The following is a 20,279-nucleotide window of genomic DNA, read 5'->3' as shown; positions in this document are numbered from 1 at the left end:
CGTTGTGGCGGGTAGTATCCTTGGCACTAGCCATGTGCAAGAGGGGCCGAGGCGAAATCTTCGCCCCTTTTGCGGTTTTCCTCACCTTCGGTTTACCCCGATCCGGAAGAGCCGTAAGAGGCTTAATTAGACGGCGCGGGTGCGCGTATGAGCATTCTCTGTACTAGCTGGAATGGGGAAGTGCATTTCGTGCAATCATTGTCCGCAGCGTGAAACTGGATCTTGTATTGCGTATTCCCGGGACACACATCAAACGCTCTTCCAGGAAGCGATCAAAATCTGTCAGGTCCCGTGCAACAACGCGCAATAGAATATCGCGCGTGCCTGTCATGAGGTAGCACTCCATGACCTGGTCAAACCTTCGAACAGCCTTTTCGAATGCTAGCAGCGCATCGCGGGATTGCCGCTCCAGCTCGACCGCAACAAAGATTGTGACCTGCAGTCCAAGTTTTGCCTGATCTACGCGAGCCGAATAGCCGGTAATCACTCCCGCCTCCTCCAGCATGGCCACCCGGCGGGCGCAGGGTGTTGGCGAAAGCCCCACTTTCTCTGACAGCTCCGCCATTTTGATCCGGCCTTCATCTTGAAGGACCGAGACAATCTTGTGGTCTATGGCATCCATGGTGAAAACCTCCAACAAATCCAACATGATTTCAGAAAAACTCCAAAATCTACCCCTATTCGTCGCATCTTTGGAGAAAACTCACAACAGGTGCAGTCTAGATTAAGGAAGCAGCCTTGAGGAGCCAGCCAAATGAAAGTGACACCTGTCACCAGCACCACTCATGAAGAGATTTACCGCGTAGAAGATCCCAGCGTGGGCCTTTTGGGATTTATCGCACTGCATTCCACCCAGCTTGGACCAGCTGCTGGCGGGTTGCGTATGCGCCCCTATGACAGCGAGGCTGAAGCACTGACGGATGTTCTTCGGCTGAGCGAGGGCATGACATACAAGAATGCAGCTGCGGGCCTCACCCTTGGCGGCGGCAAAGCTGTGATCATCGGCGATCCCGCCACCCAGAAAACACCAGAGTTGCTGCGCTCCTTTGCACGGGCCATCCACAGCCTTGATGGCCGGTACTTTACTGCAGAAGACATGGGCATGAGCCCAGAAGACATGGCGATCCTGGCGGAAGAAACCCCCTATGTGGCGGGGCTTGCTGATGGGGACTACGCCAGTGGAGACCCCTCTCCCATTACTGCGCGCGGAATATTCAACGCCATCCGCACTGCCAAAGCACATAAAACCGGTAGCCAGAACTTAAAGGGCTGTAAAATTGCGGTGCAGGGACTGGGGCATGTCGGTTGGTTCCTCTGCGAACTCCTGCAGGATGCTGGCGCCAGCCTGATCGTCACAGATGTTAATGCAGCGCAGGTGACCCGCGCGGTTGAGGAGTTTTCAGCAACAGCCGTTGCGACGGATGCCATCTATGGTGTCGATGCCGATATCTTTGCACCCTGCGCTATTGGCGGCATTTTGAACAGCGAGACCATTCCACAGTTGAAAGTGGGCATTGTTGCTGGTGGTGCGAATAATCAATTGGCCACTCCTGAAGACGGTGCGGCACTGCACGCGGCAGAGATCCTATATGCGCCTGATTTTGTCGCCAACGGAGGCGGCATTATCAATGTCGCAACCGAGATCCAGCGGATCGCAGATCGGGTGTCCTTTGTTGAAGAAAAACTTGCAGCTCTGGACCGCAGCATGGCGGCCATCCTGCAAAAAGCCAAAGTGGAAGATCAAAGCCCCGATGCGGTGGCTGTCTCCACTGTTTTAGCCAAAATGGCGGAACAAACTGCCGCCTGAAAGGGCTAAGCCACAACAAGATCGAGTCCCGGTCAAGGGGCCAGAACGGAAGATAATCAATAAAACTAAAAGGGCGCCCCCTCGGAGCGCCCTATTTTTTGTTCCCTTAGATCAAGGGCAAGTAAATTAATGCGCCGGGGCGCCGGAACCACGTGCACCCGCCTCCAAAGCCGCGGCCTTGGCTGCGGCGGCTTCTTCTTCGGCTGCTTCGTCCCATTCGATGGCTTCAGGCTGTTCTACCAGCGCATGTTTCAGCACTTCGGAGACATGGCTCACGGTGATGATCTCCAGGCCTTCTTTGACGTTGTCCGGGATTTCCGGCAGGTCCTTGGCGTTTTCCTCGGGGATCAGCACCGTCTTGATGCCGCCGCGCAGGGCCGCCAGGAGCTTCTCCTTGAGGCCGCCAATGGCCAGCGCATTGCCGCGCAGGGTGACCTCGCCGGTCATGGCGATATCCTTGCGCACCGGGATCTGCGTCAGCACCGAAACGATGGAGGTCACCATGGCAAGACCCGCGCTGGGGCCATCCTTGGGCGTGGCGCCTTCGGGCACGTGGACGTGGATGTCCCATTTGTCAAAGCGCGGCGGCTTGATGCCGAGCTTGGGCGAAACCGAGCGCACATAGGAGGAAGCCGCTTCGATGGATTCTTTCATCACATCGCCCAGCTTACCGGTAGTCTTCATCCGGCCTTTGCCTGGCAGACGCAGGGCTTCGATCGACAGGAGCTCGCCGCCGACAGAGGTATAGGCAAGCCCTGTGACTACACCGACCTGATCTTCTTTTTCAGCCAGCCCATAGCGGAACTTTGCAACGCCCAGGAAATCATCCAGATTCTCTGGCGTGACCGATACGGTTTCCGCCTCTTTCTTGATGATCTTGGTCAGCGACTTACGCGCCACCTTGGCGATTTCGCGCTCCAGATTCCGCACACCGGCCTCGCGGGTATAGACCCGGATAATATCGGTCAGCGCCTCATCGGTCAGCTCGAACTCCTTGGCTTTCAGCCCGTGGTTCTTCACCTGCTTGGACACCAGATGTTGCTTGGCGATCTCACGCTTTTCGTCCTCGGTATAGCCCGAGAGCGGGATGATCTCCATCCGGTCCAAAAGAGGCCCGGGCATGTTGTAGCTGTTCGAGGTGGTCAGGAACATCACGTTGGAGAGGTCATATTCGACCTCCAGGTAGTGATCCACAAAGGTGGAGTTCTGTTCCGGATCCAGCACTTCCAGCATGGCGGAAGCCGGGTCGCCGCGGAAATCCTGACCCATCTTGTCGATTTCATCCAAGAGGATCAGCGGATTGGTGGTCTTGGCCTTTTTCAGCGCCTGGATGATCTTGCCAGGCATCGAGCCAATGTAGGTCCGGCGATGGCCACGGATCTCGCTCTCATCGCGCACGCCACCAAGCGAGATGCGGATGAATTCGCGCCCCGTCGCCTTGGCAACGGATTTACCCAAAGAAGTCTTACCCACACCCGGAGGGCCGACGAGGCAGAGGATCGGCCCCTTCAGCTTGGCAGAGCGCTGCTGCACCGCCAGATATTCGACGATGCGCTCCTTGACCTTCTCCAGCCCGTAGTGATCCGCATCCAGGATCTCTTCGGCTCGGCCCAGGTCTTTTTTGACACGCGACTTGGTGCCCCACGGGATCGAGAGCATCCAGTCGAGGTAGTTGCGCACCACGGTGGCTTCGGCGGACATCGGAGACATATTCTTGAGCTTCTTCAGCTCCGCATCCGCCTTTTCGCGCGCCTCTTTCGACAGTTTGGTCGCGGCGATTTTCTCTTCGAGCTCGGCAACCTCACCGGCGCCCTCTTCGCCATCGCCCAGCTCCTTCTGAATGGCCTTCATCTGCTCATTCAGATAATACTCGCGCTGGGTCTTCTCCATCTGGGATTTAACGCGGGTCTTGATTTTTTTCTCGACCTGCAGGACCGACATTTCGCCCTGCATCAAGCCATAGACCTTCTCCAGCCGCTCGCTGACGGAAAGCGTCTCCAGGAGTTCCTGCTTGCGGTCGACCTCGATGCCCAGATGGCCTGCGACCAGATCCGCCAGCTTGGCGGGCTCTGTGGTTTCACCCACGGCCGAGAGTGCCTCTTCGGGGATGTTCTTGCGCACTTTGGCATAGCGCTCGAACTCATCGCCTACGGTGCGCACCAGCGCCTCTATGGTGGTAACATCGCCCGGGATCTCGCTTAGGTATTCGGCGCGGGCCTCGAAATAATCGTCGTTTTCCAGAAACTCAGTGATTTCCACCCGCGCGCTGCCTTCGACCAGCACCTTTACGGTGCCATCTGGCAGCTTCAGCAGCTGCAGCACATTTGCCAAAACACCGGCCTGGTAAATACCATCGGCCTGGGGTTCGTCCTCTGCCGGATCAATCTGGCTGGACAGCAGAATCTGCTTATCGTCCGCCATCACCTCTTCGAGGGCGCGCACAGATTTTTCCCGCCCGACAAACAACGGCACGATCATATGTGGGAAGACCACAATATCGCGCAGCGGCAGTACAGGATAGGAAGAATTGAGTGGCTCTTTCATACTCGGTCCTTTGCTTGGCAAGAGCGCCAGGTCCCAACTGTTGGCAACCGCTGCGCTCTCCTCTTTGGAAGTCTTTATCTGGTGCAGGGGTTAATATTTTTCAACCAGCGCTCCCATAAAGTCGGAGCACACCTTGCCTGCAGACCACCCAAACCACAAGGGCGGTTTTTGCATTTCAACGCCCCCAAAGCGCTAAGAAAAGAGTAAGTCTCCACCACCAGAGCTGTGGAGGCCGCCGATCACCTGGACCGGACAAAGGGCACTCATTTCGAATTGGTAAAATGAGAACCGCTTTGCCGAGCCTCGCTCCCAGCATTGGCTCCACCCTTTGATGGCTGCACTTTGATCCGCTGCGCCAGTGCCCCCCGCCTAGGTTGACATTTACGCAGGCCATGCCTGCAAAAACTGCACCGATTGGCCGCAACGTTTATCTCAGGGTTTCCCGACCGCAGAGCCGTTGGAGATACCTAAAGAGGCTCGATATCGCCCTGGGCGCGGGTCTCGTGGAAATTCTTCTGCCAGGCCTCGAAGGTGCCCGCCGCGATGGCGACCCGCATGCCCTGCATGATGTCTTGGAAATACTGCAGATTGTGCCAGGTCAGCAGCATACCAGAGATCATCTCGTTCGAGCGGAAGACATGATGCAGATAGGCCCGCGAGTAGTTCTGGCAGGCCGGGCAAGCGCAATGCTCATCCAGCTGACGTGGATCATCGGCATGGCGGGCGTTTTTGATATTCACCACGCCTTTGCGGGTGAAAGCCTGGCCGGTGCGCCCTGAGCGCGAGGGCAATACGCAATCCATCATATCGATGCCGCGGGCCACAGCGCCGACGATGTCGTCAGGCTTGCCAACGCCCATCAGGTAGCGCGGCTTATCCTCCGGCAGGAAACCGGGCGCATAATCTAGGCAATCGAACATCGCCTCTTGGCCTTCGCCCACTGCAAGCCCGCCCACGGCGTAGCCCTCAAATCCAATCTTTTTCAGCGCCTCGGCGCTTTCTTCGCGCAGGTCTTCTTCAAGCCCGCCTTGCATGATGCCAAAGAGCGCGTGCCCTGGCCGGTCGCCAAAGGCCTCGCGCGAGCGTTCTGCCCAGCGCATCGACAGGCGCATGCTCTCGGCGATGCGGTCGCGGTCCGCTGGCAGCGCGGGACATTCGTCAAAACACATGACAATGTCCGAGCCCAGCAAGCGCTGGATCTCCATCGAACGTTCCGGCGTCAGCTCATGCTTTGAGCCGTCGATATGGCTTTTGAAGGTGACGCCCTTTTCGGTGAGCTTCCTGAGCCCCGCCAGGCTCATCACCTGAAAGCCGCCGCTATCGGTCAGAATGGGGCGCTCCCAGTTCATGAACTTGTGCAAGCCCCCCAGCCGGTCGATGCGCTCTGCCGTCGGGCGCAGCATCAAGTGATAGGTATTACCCAAGAGGATATCCGCCCCGGTCGCCCGCACGCTTTCCGGCATCATTGCCTTGACCGTCGCCGCCGTGCCCACCGGCATAAAGGCGGGCGTGCGGATCTCGCCGCGCGGCGTATTGATCACCCCGGTGCGGGCTTTGCCGTCAGTGGCTTTCAGGTCAAATGAGAATGGGGCGGTCATGGCGGGTCCTCGGAACTTGCCCGGCAAGGAAATCCAGGCGCAAACCCGGCGCATTTGCCCTATTCCGGATGGAAATTCAACCCTTCGAGACTTGCCAGACGGACCCGCTTGCCGCCATACAGGTATTGAATTCCGGCCGCTCTGGCCACAAATGTATACCATTGCACACAACAAGGCTTGACATTGAACAAGAGCAAAGTGCCAGGCGGGCAGCTGGTTCCGGGCGACAGTCCCAGCAAGCCAGAGGCCCCTGATCCGGTTTCGGCAGAGAATCTGCCGGGCGAGGAACTGCCGCTTACGCTCCCGCCGCAGCCGCCGCCGCAGGCCGCAGACAACACCGCCCCGCCCCCTGAGGCGCCACCCGCCGATCTGCCAATAGACCCGTTTGTCCCCCTCGAGGACGCAAAGGAGTTTCTCATGAGTGAAGACATCATCCTGGACCTGCTCTCCAGCAACCTTTTATTCCTTCTGGGCGCACTGCTGCTCATCATCATCGCGCTCAAGGGCATCAAGATCGTGCCGCAGTCCGAAAAATACGTGGTCGAGCGTTTTGGCCGCCTGCATTCGGTGCTGGGGCCCGGCATCAACTTCATCGTGCCCTTCCTCGACGTGGCCCGCCACAAAATCTCGATCCTGGAACGTCAGCTGCCAAATGCGACCCAGGATGCGATCACTAAGGACAACGTGCTGGTGCAGATCGACACCTCGGTCTTTTACCGCATTCTGGAGCCGGAAAAGACCGTCTACCGGATCCGCGACGTCGATGGCGCCATTGCCACCACCGTGGCCGGTATCGTGCGGGCCGAAATCGGTAAAATGGATCTGGATGAGGTGCAGTCAAACCGCTCGCAGCTGATCACCCGCATTCAGGAAAGCGTTGAAACGGCTGTGGATGACTGGGGCATCGAGGTGACCCGCGCCGAGATCCTGGATGTGAACCTCGATCAGGCCACCCGCGACGCCATGCTGCAACAGCTCAACGCCGAACGCGCCCGCCGCGCCCAGGTGACCGAGGCCGAGGGCCAGAAACGCGCCGTTGAACTGGCCGCCGATGCAGAGCTTTACGCCGCCGAGCAGACCGCCAAGGCCCGCCGCATCCAGGCCGAGGCGGAAGCCTATGCCACCGAGGTGGTCGCTAAGGCCATTGCCGAAAACGGCATCGAGGCCGCCCAGTATCAGGTTGCCCTGAAACAGGTCGAATCCCTGAATGCCCTGGGCAACGGCTCCGGCAAGCAGACCATCGTGGTACCCGCCCATGCGCTGGAGGCCTTTGGCGATGCCTTCAAGCTTTTGAAAGGGGGCAAATGATGCTGAGCACGGAGTTCTGGATGCTCTGGTGGGTCTGGGGGGCCGCCGCCTTGGTGCTGGCCATCCTGGAGGTGCTGATGCCAGGCTTTGTCTTCCTGGGCTTTGCTATCGGGGCGCTGGCCTGCACCGCCCTGCTCCTGGTGATCGGCAGCACCGGCATCAGCCTTGCAGCCCTGCTCTTCACCTTTGCCGCCCTGTCGCTGATCGCCTGGCTAGCCCTGCGCCGCTACTTCGCCCTGCCCAAGGGACAGGTCAAAACCTTCGACCACGACATCAACGACTGACACTGCGGGTTGCAAGGCAGCGTCGCCGTGCCTTTCCTTTGCGTCAAAACACATCCTGTGGCAGCATCAAGGGCAGATCACTCTGCCCTTTTTCTTTGCTACCTTTGGATTTTCAATGACCAGCCCGATTGAGCGCATCAACGCCCTGACCCAAAACGCCAAATCCACCTGGTTTGCCCTGCTCTCGGCGCTGCTGTTTGTCGGGGTCACCCTGATGGGGGTGGAGCATATTGATTTCTACGGGGTGGACCGCGCCACCCAGCTGCCGCTGATCAACGTCTCTGTCCCCACCCCGCTGTTCTTCTACGGCGCGCCGCTGCTGATTGCAGCGATCTACAGCTATTTCCACCTCTATCTGATCCGCCTCTGGGACGCCCTCGGCGCCGCCCCCTCACGGCATGAGGGCACCCGCCTGGGTGAGGCCATTGCCCCCTGGCTAGTGTCTGATGCCGCCCTACACCTGCGCGCCCGGCTGCGTGGCGACAACTGCGCCGCCCCGAGGGCATTGGAAAGCGCATCAATGCTGCTCAACATTCTCCTGGCCTGGGTCTTTGGCCCCTTTGTCCTTGCCTGGCTCTGGTGGGCCTCGATGCCTGCCCGCACCTGGGAGATGACAACCATCGCTGGGGTCTGCCTGCTGACAGCCCTGATTGCAGGTAGTGCCAGCCTAGCGATGCTGCTTCTCCGAATGAAATCAATGGCCCCAGAACCCTATAAAAACCTGTGGAGTACATTTCCAGCTATCGCCTTCCTAATCGGAACAGCACCGTTGATTTTCGCGCTTAGCCTCCAAAAGACCACGGGACCCGCCAAACACATAACAAGGGTCAATTTGGCAGAGAATACGCTAACCCAGATGCCCCAAGATTGGGTTCCATTTGCGCTGGAGTTTTCAATTTTTCAAGAATCTTGGTGTAAAAATAGAGGACTGATCTGCGACGAATTAAATTTCAGATCCCTTCAGGATCTTGAAAAATCTTGGAAGGTTTTTCGGCGTGCTAAAATTCAAAAGGCCATTCCACCGCGATTATCGGAAGTGCCGCCCCAAGAGATTAGAACCCAGAATGATCGTGCAACTGCTCACAATCGGAATTTTAGCATCAATCTCAGCAATTTAAACGCCCTCTCTTCGGTTTTTGTGGCTGCGAACCTCTCAAAGTCCTATCTCAAAAACTCCAATCTTTCGGGAGTCATTGCCGAAGGCGCTTTCCTGCGTGGCTCTCAGATTGTCCGTACCCCTCTACTTTACGGGCAATTGCAAAACGCAGATCTAGATTTTGTTGAAGTATCGCACTCCGACTGGAGATATCTAGCTTTCCAGGGGAGTCGCGCGCGGAACGCAAGCTTCACCGATACTGATTTCCAGAAGGCGGACTTCACGTTCAGCGATCTGCAAGGTACCGTTTTTCTCGATACGAACCTTTCTCAATCGACATTCCTGGGTTCCAACCTGAGCTATACGAAATTCAGAAACAGCAATTTGAATTCAGTAAAATTTGACAACTCAAAACTCGAACGAGTTGATTTTAGAAGTTCGGAAATTAACTACTCAATCTTCACGAACTCAGCGCATCCAAAAACACTACCGCGAAGAGCTGTATTCAGCGGCGCCGATTTCGATGGTTCCGCGTTCCGAAACATCAACTTACAATATGTTTACATGGACTCGAACACAGTCTTTCAAAATACCTTTCTTGATAAAACAGTAAGTATTAGGCCCGAATGGCTGAAGGCCAACGGAACACCATGTCAATGGCGCCTTGATAAAGAGCTTCCAGAAGAAGAGTTTTATGCACGTTGGAAAGGATGGATACACAGGGGAACCTTGCAAGGATTGCCAACTGACTTCGAGTGGGAAAAAGTCGCTCCTATGAAATACTGGGATGTCACACCGATCCCCCCGGATTCTCCCACTTGCAGATGGAAAGATGTTAAGTCAGTTGGTAGATACTAGGGGTAACTTAGCGCGGAATTTGTAGTCGTTTCACGCGATTCTTCTCCTATTCTTCTTCCCAAAGCCCCCGCTCTATTTAACCCAGCAGCTGGAAGATAGCTGGCACTCCGTCAGTACACAATTGGTGTACTGGAGGTGCCGCCCTGATTTAGGCCCCCGCCCGCTGCGCTGCGGCACCTTGGCACGAGGGAGGTTTCCCCCGCCTGCCCCTCTGGACCTCCCCGCCCCTATTCCCTATATAATCGCTCAGATTAACTTAAGGGCCTGCCCATGACTGATGCTACCGAACCGCTTGAAGGCGCGCCGCTGATTGCGCCCTCCTCTGTCACGCACCCGCTCTATCCTCAGATCGAGGATGCCTGCCGCTCGGTCTATGACCCGGAGATCCCGGTCAATATCTATGAGCTGGGCCTGATCTATACCATTGACATCAATGACGAAAACGACGTTCAGATCATCATGACCCTGACCGCGCCCGGTTGCCCCGTGGCCGGTGAGATGCCGGGCTGGATCGTCGATGCGGTCTCGCCTGTGGCCGGGGTCAAATCGGTGGACGTCCAGATCACCTGGGAGCCGCCCTGGGGCATGGAAATGATGTCCGACGAGGCCCGCCTCGAACTGGGTTTCATGTAAGACACCGGCCGCCGAAACCGGCGGTAAGAGTTCACAAAAGCTTCACGGGATCGCGGCAAAGGAGTTACCTTTGACCGCGATTTCTCTTTTGAAAATCAATTCAATACGGAGAATACCCGGTGCAAAAGATCCTTATCCTTTCACTTCTTGGATGCCTCTCGCTCTCCTCTGCTGTTGCGGCTCTTGATACCTCTGCGACGGACTACGGAATCGGCTACGGCCCGCGCCCCGCCTATCTGATCGAAAAGCTGCCCGAGGGCGCCCTGAAGGAGAAACTGCAGTCCTGCGCAGGCCAGACCCCCAGCCGCAGCCTCTTCTCCATCGGCCACCGCGGTGCGCCGCTGCTGTTTCCGGAACATACCGTGGAATCAAACGTGGCAGCGGCTCAGATGGGCGCAGGCATTCTGGAATGCGACGTTACCTTCACCAAGGATCACGAGCTGATCTGCCGTCACGCGCAAAACGATCTGCACACCACCACCAATATTCTCACCACGGATCTGGCGGAAACCTGCATCACGCCCTTCGCCCCGGCATCGGAGAGCCACCCCGCGACGGCTGAGTGCCGCAGCTCGGAAATCACCCTTGAACAGTTCCGCAGCCTGGAACCCAAGATGGACAGCGCCGACAAGGCCGCCCTGACCGCCGAAGCCTATCAGGGCGGCACCGCCGATTGGCGCAGCACGCTTTTTGCCGATGGCGCCGCCACTATGACCCATGCGGAATCGATCAATCTGTTCAAACGCCTGGGCGCAAAATTCACACCCGAGTTGAAGGCCCCCTCAGTGGAGATGCCCTTCAACAACTTCAGCCAGGCGGACTACGCGCAGAAACTCATTGATGAATACAAAGCAGCAGGCATTCCAGCCACTGATGTCTGGGCTCAAAGCTTCAATCTCGAGGACGTGCTCTACTGGATTGAACATGAGCCTGAGTTCGGAAAACAGGCGGTGTTCCTGGATAACAGCTATAACCTGGAAAGCTTTAATCCCAACGATCCGGAGACTTTTCCGCATGATTTTAACGAATTGCACGCCAAGGGCGTGAATTACATCGCCCCTCCAATGTGGTTCCTGGTCACGGAACAGAATGGCGAAATGCTGCCCTCTGCCTATGCCCGTGCGGCCAGTGCGGCCGGTTTGAAACTCATCACCTGGACGCTGGAACGCTCTGGCCCGTTGACCAATGGCGGCGGCTGGTATTTCCAGAGCGTGGCACCGCTGGTCACCGATGCCTCCAGCTACTACCAAATCCTGGATGTGCTGGCGCAGGAGGTGAAAGTTGAGGGGGTCTTCTCCGACTGGCCTGCAACTGTCACTTACTATGCCAATTGCATGGGGCTTTAGACGCCCTTAACGCATACTCGGCAGAATCTTCCCAGGAGCCGCATCCGGCGCGGCCCCTTTTGCCTCTTCCCTCTTGAGCCCGCGCCGGTGCGAGCCTAGATAAGGAGAGACGCGCGCATTGGAGACACTCATGTTCGGCATTCCCGGCAAACAGGCTGTGACACTTACCCCTCGGGCGGCTGCCCAGATTACCAAGCTGATGACCAGCGCGGGCCATGCGGGCCTGCGCATCGGCGTCAAAAAGGGCGGCTGTGCCGGCATGGAATACACCATGGAGTATGTCGATACTGCTGATGGTAACGACGAAGTGGTCGAACAGGACGGCGCGCGGGTGATGATTGCGCCAATGGCGCAGATGTTCCTCTTTGGCACCGAGATCGACTATGAGGTCTCGCTTCTGGAAAGCGGTTTCAAATTCAAGAACCCCAATGTCGCAGATGCCTGCGGCTGTGGGGAATCGATCAGTTTCAAGGAAGCTCCAAATCTGTAGCAAGCTGTTTTCCAAGTCCAATTAGCAAGGTAGGCCTGCCCACCTTTTTCTTTGCATGATTGCCCCTCTCCGCATCGGGTGCTACCACTCTCGCGAAATTCAACAAGGGGATAGCTCAATGCGGCAGAAACTGGCGGCAGGCAACTGGAAAATGAATGGCATGGGCCCCGCTCTCGCGGAACTCGAGACCCTGACCAAGACCCATAAAAAGAGCGCTTGCGAGATCCTAATCTGCCCTCCGGCAACGCTGCTCTCACGGGCAAGCGAAGCTGTGAATGGCAATCCGGTCGCAATCGGTGGGCAGGATTGCCACGCCAATTCATCTGGCGCTCATACTGGCGATCTCTCCGCAGAGATGCTGCGAGAGGCAGGTGCCACGGCAGTTATTCTCGGACACTCAGAGCGTCGCGCAGACCATGGCGAAAGCAATAAAACCGTGGCGGCTAAAACCATGGCAGCCTGGGAAAGTGGGCTCATTGCCGTAGTTTGCCTGGGTGAAACCCTGGAAGAACGCGAAAGCGGAAGCACCTTAAAAATCGTTGGCACCCAGCTCGCCGCCTCACTGCCGGACGGCGCGAATGGAGTAAACTCAGTTGTCGCCTATGAGCCGGTTTGGGCCATCGGCACTGGCAAAGTGCCAACGCTTGAGCAAATCGCTGAGGTACATAATTTCCTGCGAACCGAGCTCACCTCCCGCTTTGGGGAAGAGATCGCAGACAGCATCCGCCTTCTCTATGGTGGCTCGGTGAAACCCGGCAATGCCGCAGAGATCTTTGCAACCTCCAACGTTGATGGCGCTCTTGTCGGTGGCGCCAGCCTAAAGGCTGCAGACTTTTCTCCGATCATCCAGGCGCTGGAAGCAAGCTAGAGCCAGCACGCGTGAAGCATGGGGCCTTTCATTTTGCCCCCAATACCTCGGGGTGAATTGGCCAAAGGCCAAAAGGGGCAGCGCCCCTGCCTGTGAAACGCAAAACGCCCCGGAATACCGGGGCGCTTTCTTTTTACTGGACCCTGAGATCACTTGGTGATGATCTCCGGTCCCATCACCGCATTCGGCAGCACCGTCGACAGCCAGGGCACATAGGTGATCAGGATCAGGAAGACGAAGAGCACCGCGAGGAAAGGCAGCGCGGCCCGCACCACCCGCATCATCGGCATCCCCGCAACCCCGGAGGTGACAAAGAGGTTAAGGCCAACAGGCGGGGTAATCATGCCAATCTCCATATTGACCACCATGATGATGCCCAGGTGGATCGGATCGATGCCCAGCTCAATCGCAATCGGGAAGACCAGCGGCGCCACGATGACCAACAGGCCGGATGGCTCCATAAACTGGCCGCCAATCAGCAGGATTACATTGACCACCACCAGGAACATCACCGGGCCAAACCCAGCCGAGAGCATCGCGTTGGCGATATGCTGCGGCACCTGCTCATCGGTCAGAACATGCTTCAGGATCAACGCATTGGCGATAACGAACAAGAGCGTGACGGTCAGCTTGCCCGCTTCAAACAGCGTGTGTTTGGTATCCGGGTGGAACCAGGCCGTGACCAGGGCAATGGGCTTTTTCACCAGCGGCGTCTTTGCTGCGCCTTCGCCGTTCGACAGCGGCCCCATGTCCTTGTAGACAAAGCAGGCAATCAGGAAGGCATAGACCGCTGCCACCGCTGCCGCTTCCGTCGGGGTGAAGATACCGCCGTAGATGCCGCCCAGGATGATGACAATCAGGAACAGACCCCAGCCCGCCTCGCGTGCGGAGGCAAAGATCTCGCCCCAGCCCAGCCAGTCGCCCTTGGGCAGGTTCTTGACCTTGGCCATGACATAGATGGTGACCATCAGCATGATGCCTGCCATCAGGCCCGGAATGACACCAGCCAGGAACATCCGCCCGACCGAGACCTCGACCGCCGCCGCATAGACGACCATGACGATGGAGGGCGGGATCAAGATGCCCAGGGTGCCTGCGTTACAGATCACACCGGCCGCGAAATCCTTGGAGTAGCCCACCTGGCGCATGCCCGCGATCACGATGGAGCCGATGGCCACAACGGTTGCAGGTGACGATCCGGATAGAGCCGCAAAAAGCATACAAGCAAAGACGCCCGCAATGGCCAGCCCGCCCGGCAGATGCCCGACACAGGCGATGGAGAAGCGGATGATCCGCCGCGCCACGCCGCCCGTGGTCATAAAGCTCGAGGCCAGGATAAAGAAGGGGATCGCCAGCAGAGTGAAATGCCCTTCAAAGGCTTCAAACAGCGTGCCTGCGACCGAGGCCAGCGAGCTATCCGAATAGATCAGCAGGAACAGGGTGGAACTGAGGCCCAGGGAAACCGCGATTGGCACCCCGATGAGCAAAAGCCCAATGACCATTGCAAAAAGAAAGACAACTTCCATCAGTCATGCTCCCCCTGCTGGGCCTTCACGGCTTCCAGCTCATCTTCAACTTCATGACTTGCAACCAAACGGTCGGTCTCTCCACGCAAAACCTGCAACGCGGCTTGGGTAAAGCGCAGCACCAACAGCAGCATCGAGAGCGGCAGGATGATATAGGGCACCACTTTGGGCAGTTTTTCGTAAGGGTCCCCGTAGTTGATCAGATCCTCTAGGAACCGCAGCGCGCCGACCATTGGCACATCTTGCACCTCATAGAAGCTCTGGCTGCGGGCCTTCAGATCAAAGCCCGTCGGGAACCAGCGCCCAGAGGTGGGCGGCAGATCCGCAAAGACCGCCCAATAGTCATAGGCGCCCTTAAGCAAAAGCAGAGAGAACACCAGACAACAGCCTGCTGCAAAAAGTGCTACCGCCTTGCGAGGGCCTGGTGCCAGCATATTGAGGATGGCGTCCACTCCCAGATGCGCATGCACTTTTACGGCATAAGAGGCACCCAAAAGCACCAGCCAAGCAAAAAGGAACACTGTCAGTTCCAGCGCCCAGAGAATGTTAGAGTTAAAGACGAAACGCGCGATCACATTGGCAAAGGTGATGACAGTCATCAGCCCCAGCAACAGGGCGATCAACGTCTCCTCCAATGTATTGATAAACCCGGACGGGCCGGTTCTTGCCCCCGACATGATGATGTCCCCGATTGTTTGGATAAGAGAGGGTCAGGCGGCGGATCCCCTCGCCGCCTGGTGTCCGGGGCGCAGCTGCACTTTTCTAGAAAGGAACAGCGCCCCAGAGGCGGCCCGCAGAGTGCGAGCCTAAGGCTAGTGCCGTTAGTGGCTTGCGTTGATCGCCTGAGCGGCGTCGATCTTGTCTTGGCCCACGTCACCAGCGAACTGTGCCCAGACCGGTTTCATGGTCTCAACCCAGCTGGTGCGCTGTTCGGCTGTCAGGCTGCGCACTTCACCACCGGCGGCGATGATTGCGTCCTTGGCTTCTTGATTCACCTGTGCCGATTCTGCATTCCGGGTCTGCGTCACTTCACCCAGGATGGTGAGGAACTGCTCTCGCACCGACGGATCCAGGCTCTCAAGCCAATCCACATTGGTCACAACCAGATAGTCGATGATGCCGTGGTTGGTTTCGGTTACACCGTCCTGCACTTCAAAGAACTTCTTGCCATAGATGTTAGACCAGGTGTTTTCCTGTCCGTCGACAACACCCTGCTGCAGCGCGCCATAGACTTCCGAAAAGGCCATTTTCTGAGGAGAGCCACCGATGGCTTCCATCTGCGCGACCAGCACGTCAGAGGATTGAACCCGGAATTTCAGACCATTGGCATCTGTTGGCTCAACCAAAGGCTTGTTAGCTGACATCTGCTTCATGCCATTGTGCCAATAGGCCAGCCCCTGAAGACCGCGACGTTGCATGCTGTCCAGCAGCGCCTGACCATCTTCGGAGGCCTGAAAGGCATCAACCGCATCGATGTTCTTGAACATAAAGGGCAGATCGAACAGGCGGAACTGCTTGGTGAATTTCTCAAACTTCGACAGGGACGGAGCGGCCAGCTGCACGTCGCCCTGCAGCATCGCTTCCAGTACCTTGTTGTCGTTGTAAAGCGTCGAGTTCGGATAAACTTCCATACACATGGAGCCGTTCATCTCTTCGTTCACGCGCCTTTCCAACAGCGACGCCGCAATCCCCTTTGGGTGCTTATCGGTATTAGTCACATGGCTGAACTTGACGACGACTTCGCCTTCATCACAGGCGGCACTTACAGCACCTGCAGATACGGTCATTGCCAGCGCAGCGGCAGCGGTTGTTAGGAATTTCATTTTGGTCCTCCCAAATTTCTCCTGTACCTCTGCATGAAACAGAGGCCTCCTTCACAGGATCGCGAGTTGGGTGTCGCCGCTCAAGATTTGATTCGAAAACACTTGCTTTTTGAAAATTACCTATATTTTTCAGATATCTAAGCGTAGAAACGCAAAGGTATTTCCATGTCACTTGAATTGCTTGTGCGAAATCCCGCACAGTTCCCCCCAGGGGTTGTGCGGAAAACCGCACAGCGCGCCTTTCACAGCGAATCTGCACAGAGAATCAACTTCGAGACCCGTTCCTCGAATGTTAGCGTCGATAGTCTTCTGGCTTGATCCCGTAGCGAGCTAATTTGTCGTAGAAGGTCTTGCGCGGCAACTTCAGTGCTTCTGCAGCGGCGGCGGCGCGCCCATTTTGGCGGCCCAGCGCTGCGATCAGCAATGATCGCTCCACCTGTGCCATCTGTTCTGTCAAACCCAACTCACCGGACGAAATAGTCTCTTCCGGCATTCCCAACACAAAGCGCATTGCCGCAGACATCAAAGAGCGGGCGTTTCCAGGCCAATCCTGGGCCATGAGGCCCGCCAGGTATTCTTCTTCAACCTCCGGCGGTTCAATCCCAGCCTGCTCAGAGGCCTGGGCCACATAGTGGCGAAACAGAACCGGAATATCGCCAGGACGCTCTGCCAGACTGGGGACCCGGACCCGCATCCCCTCTAACCGATAATAGAGATCCGCCCCGAATTGGTTTTCAGCAACCGCAAGAGCGAGATCCTGAGTGGTTCCAGCGATGATCCGGGGCTCCCCTCCCTTTTCGATCCGATCCAGAAGCGCATATTGCACCGCTTCTGAAAGGGCAGAGATTTCATCCAGAAACAAGGAACCACCAGAGGCCTTTTGACAAAGTTCATCCAGTGCTGCAGGATCCAACCCAGCCCCTGGCGCCTTTACAAAGGCGCCCTGAGCACGTGGGGACATCAGGTGAATGACCTCCGCAACCTTGGAAATCCCGCTGCCGGCAGGGCCTGCAACCAATACCTCAGCCGATGTAGGTGCTACGGTTCGAACCCGTCTACGCAGCTCTTCGGCCTGGGCAGAGCTACCAAAAAGCATGCGTGCAGCCGGATCGCCCTCTGCCAATTGTTGCTTGTAAAGCCGGTTCTCCAAGACGAGACGCCGGTTCTTCAGGGCTCTCTCCAACACAGCCAAAAGATCAAGGGTAGCACAGGGTTTTTCAAGAAACCCAAAGGCCCCCTGCGACATCGCCTTGACCGCCATTGGGATATCTCCCTCCCCGGTCAATAGGATCACAGGCAAGTCTTCGTCCAATTCTCGGACATAGTCTAACAGATAAAAACCGTCGCGGCCCGGCATTCTAATATCCGAAAGGATCACCCCATCAAAACCCGGCTTAATGTGATCCTTGGCAGCCAAAAAGGAGCCAGCGGTCAGAGGTTCCAGATCATTCAGCTCAAGAGTTTGGGCCAAAGCCTCACGCAGCGCTGCATCATCATCAACCAGTAGGATCTTATTGGTCATCCATGCGCCTCCGCACGCCAGGGTTCCAGTTCCACTTCAAAGATGGCGCCGCCTTCTTTGCTGTTCAGACCCCGGATATTGCCACCAAAGCTCTGCACCAGACCATAAGAAATTGAAAGCCCCAACCCCATGCCTTCAGCACTTCCAACAACCTTGGTTGAGTAAAACGGGTCAAACATCTTCTCAGGTTCTTTGATGCCTGGGCCTACATCGGTTACCCGAACAGATAGCTTTTCGTGTTGCTCCACCTCAATCGAAATTGCCCGTTCCTCCTGGCCCAACATCGCATCAGCTGCATTGTTGATCAGGTTGACAAAAACCTGGGTTAGCCGAACTTCGCCCCCCCAGACCCATAGTGGTTCTTCCCCCTCGGCAGGTTCCCAGCTGAGCGCCACTTGATCTCCCTGAAGGCGCGGCGCCGTCAACTCAGAGGCTGCATTGATAACCTGGATCAAATCAACCTTGGACCGGGGCTCGCTTTCGTTGCGGGAAAATGCCCTGAGGTTCTTGATAATGCGGGCCATACGGGTGGACATGCCTGCGATCCGACCCAGATTTTCCCCCGCCTTCTCGCTTTGATCCCGCACAAGAAAAGCCTGCGCGTTTTCTGCGTATTGCTGGATCGCCATCAAAGGCTGGTTCAATTCATGGCTGATACCCGCTGACATCTGCCCCAAAGCAGAGAGTTTGCCGGCCTGGACCAGTTCTTCCTGCGCCTTTTGGAGTGCAGCCTCGGCTTCTTTGCGTTCGCGTATCTCATGACGCAATTGAGTATTTGTAGATTGCAACGCGCGTGTGCGCGCTTCCACCCGGCTTTCCAGCACCGCATTGGCCTCGGCCAGAGTGCGTCGACGTTCCAAAGCGAGGAACAGAAATGCCCCAAAAGCCAACGACAAGGCCCCTAGCGCTGCGGATTGCAGTGCGGCGATCCTGCGTGCAGGGGCAACATCAACCAAAATCTGACCGGTCAAGCCAATCACCGGCAGGTCCAGCGCCAAATGCAATGCGCGCCGTGGCAGATAGGGGCCTCCATCAAGGGTCCAAATCTCATGATTTGCATAGGTCTCGGTCGCGACCACCTTTGGGCTACCCGGATCCGCTGCTTCCCGTTGCCAAAAGAACAACTCCGGCCTGTTGGAGATAAAAACCTTGCCACCCCGGTCAGTAAAAATCACGGTTGGCAAAGAGCCGCGCCAAGTCTGCTCCACATCTTCGACATCGGCCACAACAACCAATGCACCAAGCACAGCGCCATTGGGTTCAAAGGAGGGGGCAGCGTAGTTGTAAACCCGTCGCCCTTGGGGAGAAAGCACGCCATGACTTGAACCCAAAGCGCCCTGCATCGCTCGTTTAAAATACTCTTCTGAGGCTACATTCCCGCTACTCACCCCTTCGGCGGCCGCAAGAACCTGCCCCGTAGAGCTAACATAGAAGACATCAAGGGCCGCGGTCTTGTCTGCAACCTGGCGCAACAGCTCCACCGCGTCTGCAACAGAGCTCGACTGCCCCGAATGGAGATCTTTCAGCACAGGGTGTTCTACCATGAGAACCGCCAGTTCCTGATAGATCTGCAATTGCGTACTGACCCGATCCGAGGCCAGTGCCAGATCCGCAGCGCTGCGCTCTGCCAATGCATCGAGTGCCTGCCGGTAACCATAGGTCCAGCTCCCTCCCGCAATCCCTGCAATCACCAGGGCAACCCCCAGCAAGACCTTCCAGCGCTGCACTTTTCCTTACCCGCTCTCGTTTTGTCCTCTTCGCCCCACCCTAGCAAAAAGCCCCTTGCAATGGCCAGCGTCCGGGACAAAAGTCCTGCCATGAAGACAGTATCGCAATCTCCCCTGGATCCGGCCTTTGTGCAGGATCCCTATCCCTTTTATGCCCGTACCCGTGCAGAGGGCGCCCTTCATTTCTGGCAAGACTACAAAATGCCCGCAGCTTTTAGTCGGGCGGCCGTACATGCCTTGCTGCGCGACAGGCGATTTGGGCGTGAGGTGCCCTCCGAACTGGCAACGGGAGGGCCTGCACATCTCGCCCCATTCCTGGCGGTCGAAGCACATTCAATGCTGGAGCTGGAACCTCCGCGCCATACGCGTCTACGCAAACTGGTCATGCGGGCCTTCACCTCTCGCGCGATCAAAGATCTGGAAGGTGACCTGATCGCGCTCTGCAATAATCTGATCGATGACTTCCCCGAAGAGCCCTTCGACCTGTTGCAGCACTATTGCACCAAAGTGCCCGTCATAACCATCTGCCGCCTTCTGGGCGTCCCCGAGAAGATGGCCCCACAGCTGTTGCAATGGTCCCATGACATGGTTGCCATGTATCAAGCTGGCCACAGCAAGGAGATTGAACTCGCCGCAGCAAAGGCCAGCTCCGAGTTCGCCAGCTTTCTTAGGACTTATGTCGAGGAGCGCCGCACATCTCCCGGCGATGACCTTATTACGAGGTTGATCGAAGCGGAGGAGGAAGGAGAGAAACTCTCAGCGACGAACTGATCGCCACCTGTATCCTGCTGTTGAACGCTGGGCATGAAGCCACGGTTCATGCACTCGGAAATGGGGTGAAACCATGTT

16 protein-coding genes and 1 pseudogene are annotated in these 20,279 nt (G+C 57.0%); 9 read left to right on the top strand and 8 right to left on the bottom strand.

The window, feature by feature from the left end; all coding sequences use genetic code 11:
• Positions 1 to 163: 163 nt before the first annotated feature.
• Entirely contained in the window at positions 164 to 622 is a 459-nt protein-coding gene (locus RSK20926_RS21795; protein WP_037256354.1) for an Lrp/AsnC family transcriptional regulator, read from the bottom strand.
• A 132-nt stretch (positions 623 to 754) separates the two neighbouring features.
• Here RSK20926_RS21795 and RSK20926_RS21790 point away from each other — a divergent pair, with 132 nt between their 5' ends.
• On the top strand, positions 755 to 1,807 hold the full coding sequence (locus tag RSK20926_RS21790; RefSeq protein WP_008210124.1) for a Glu/Leu/Phe/Val family dehydrogenase: 1,053 nt from the start codon (positions 755 to 757) through the stop codon (positions 1,805 to 1,807).
• Between the two features lie 126 nt (positions 1,808 to 1,933).
• On the opposite strand, the gene lon is transcribed toward RSK20926_RS21790, so the two are convergent.
• The gene (lon, locus tag RSK20926_RS21785; RefSeq protein WP_008210121.1) at positions 1,934 to 4,351 is read right to left on the bottom strand and encodes an endopeptidase La; all 2,418 of its coding nucleotides are present in this window, start codon (positions 4,349 to 4,351) and stop codon (positions 1,934 to 1,936) included.
• A gap of 467 nt (positions 4,352 to 4,818) precedes the next feature.
• On the bottom strand, positions 4,819 to 5,949 hold the full coding sequence (gene tgt, locus RSK20926_RS21780) for a tRNA guanosine(34) transglycosylase Tgt (RefSeq protein WP_008210119.1): 1,131 nt from the start codon (positions 5,947 to 5,949) through the stop codon (positions 4,819 to 4,821).
• A gap of 417 nt (positions 5,950 to 6,366) precedes the next feature.
• Between tgt and RSK20926_RS21775 the strand changes: the two genes are divergently transcribed.
• The 7 genes from RSK20926_RS21775 to tpiA all read left to right on the top strand — a co-directional run bounded on the left by RSK20926_RS21775 (position 6,367) and on the right by tpiA (position 12,832).
• Positions 6,367 to 7,257 (top strand): SPFH domain-containing protein, encoded by an 891-nt coding sequence (locus tag RSK20926_RS21775; RefSeq protein WP_037256351.1) that lies wholly within the window; start codon positions 6,367 to 6,369, stop codon positions 7,255 to 7,257.
• Complete coding sequence (locus tag RSK20926_RS21770) at positions 7,254 to 7,541, top strand: NfeD family protein (protein ID WP_008210113.1); 288 nt, start codon at positions 7,254 to 7,256, stop codon at positions 7,539 to 7,541. The genes RSK20926_RS21775 and RSK20926_RS21770 overlap by 4 nt, the downstream gene beginning before the upstream one ends.
• 115 nt (positions 7,542 to 7,656) lie before the next feature.
• A complete protein-coding gene (locus tag RSK20926_RS21765) occupies positions 7,657 to 9,495 on the top strand; it encodes a pentapeptide repeat-containing protein (protein WP_008210112.1) in 1,839 nt (612 codons plus the stop codon).
• Positions 9,496 to 9,765: 270 nt separating this feature from the next.
• Positions 9,766 to 10,128: an SUF system Fe-S cluster assembly protein gene (locus tag RSK20926_RS21760; RefSeq protein WP_008210109.1), complete on the top strand. Its 363-nt coding sequence runs from the start codon at positions 9,766 to 9,768 to the stop codon at positions 10,126 to 10,128.
• 119 nt (positions 10,129 to 10,247) lie between these two features.
• On the top strand, positions 10,248 to 11,474 hold the full coding sequence (locus tag RSK20926_RS21755; RefSeq protein WP_008210107.1) for a glycerophosphodiester phosphodiesterase family protein: 1,227 nt from the start codon (positions 10,248 to 10,250) through the stop codon (positions 11,472 to 11,474).
• Positions 11,475 to 11,604: 130 nt separating this feature from the next.
• A complete protein-coding gene (locus RSK20926_RS21750; RefSeq protein WP_008210104.1) occupies positions 11,605 to 11,964 on the top strand; it encodes a HesB/IscA family protein in 360 nt (119 codons plus the stop codon).
• A gap of 118 nt (positions 11,965 to 12,082) precedes the next feature.
• Positions 12,083 to 12,832, top strand: a complete 750-nt coding sequence (gene tpiA / locus RSK20926_RS21745; RefSeq protein ID WP_037256348.1) for a triose-phosphate isomerase — start codon at positions 12,083 to 12,085, stop codon at positions 12,830 to 12,832.
• Positions 12,833 to 12,981: 149 nt separating this feature from the next.
• Here the strand turns inward: tpiA and RSK20926_RS21740 are convergent, their stop codons facing one another.
• The 5 genes from RSK20926_RS21740 to RSK20926_RS21720 all read right to left on the bottom strand — a co-directional run bounded on the left by RSK20926_RS21740 (position 12,982) and on the right by RSK20926_RS21720 (position 19,430).
• A complete protein-coding gene (locus tag RSK20926_RS21740) occupies positions 12,982 to 14,358 on the bottom strand; it encodes a TRAP transporter large permease (RefSeq protein ID WP_008210099.1) in 1,377 nt (458 codons plus the stop codon).
• The gene (locus RSK20926_RS21735) at positions 14,358 to 15,035 is read right to left on the bottom strand and encodes a TRAP transporter small permease (protein WP_008210098.1); all 678 of its coding nucleotides are present in this window, start codon (positions 15,033 to 15,035) and stop codon (positions 14,358 to 14,360) included. Before RSK20926_RS21735 ends, RSK20926_RS21740 begins: the two co-directional genes overlap by 1 nt.
• Before the next feature lie 144 nt (positions 15,036 to 15,179).
• A complete protein-coding gene (locus RSK20926_RS21730; RefSeq protein WP_008210096.1) occupies positions 15,180 to 16,181 on the bottom strand; it encodes a DctP family TRAP transporter solute-binding subunit in 1,002 nt (333 codons plus the stop codon).
• A 292-nt stretch (positions 16,182 to 16,473) separates the two neighbouring features.
• A complete protein-coding gene (locus RSK20926_RS21725) occupies positions 16,474 to 17,703 on the bottom strand; it encodes a sigma-54-dependent transcriptional regulator (RefSeq protein ID WP_008210095.1) in 1,230 nt (409 codons plus the stop codon).
• The gene (locus tag RSK20926_RS21720; protein ID WP_008210093.1) at positions 17,700 to 19,430 is read right to left on the bottom strand and encodes a sensor histidine kinase; all 1,731 of its coding nucleotides are present in this window, start codon (positions 19,428 to 19,430) and stop codon (positions 17,700 to 17,702) included. The genes RSK20926_RS21725 and RSK20926_RS21720 overlap by 4 nt, the downstream gene beginning before the upstream one ends.
• 90 nt (positions 19,431 to 19,520) lie before the next feature.
• Between RSK20926_RS21720 and RSK20926_RS21715 the strand changes: the two are divergent.
• Positions 19,521 to 20,279: pseudogene (locus RSK20926_RS21715) on the top strand (cytochrome P450); the annotation flags it as partial.

It is taken from the genome of Roseobacter sp. SK209-2-6 (assembly GCF_000169455.1).
Classification (GTDB): Bacteria; Pseudomonadota; Alphaproteobacteria; order Rhodobacterales; family Rhodobacteraceae; genus Pseudophaeobacter.
This window is presented reverse-complemented; position numbering and strand designations above follow the sequence as displayed.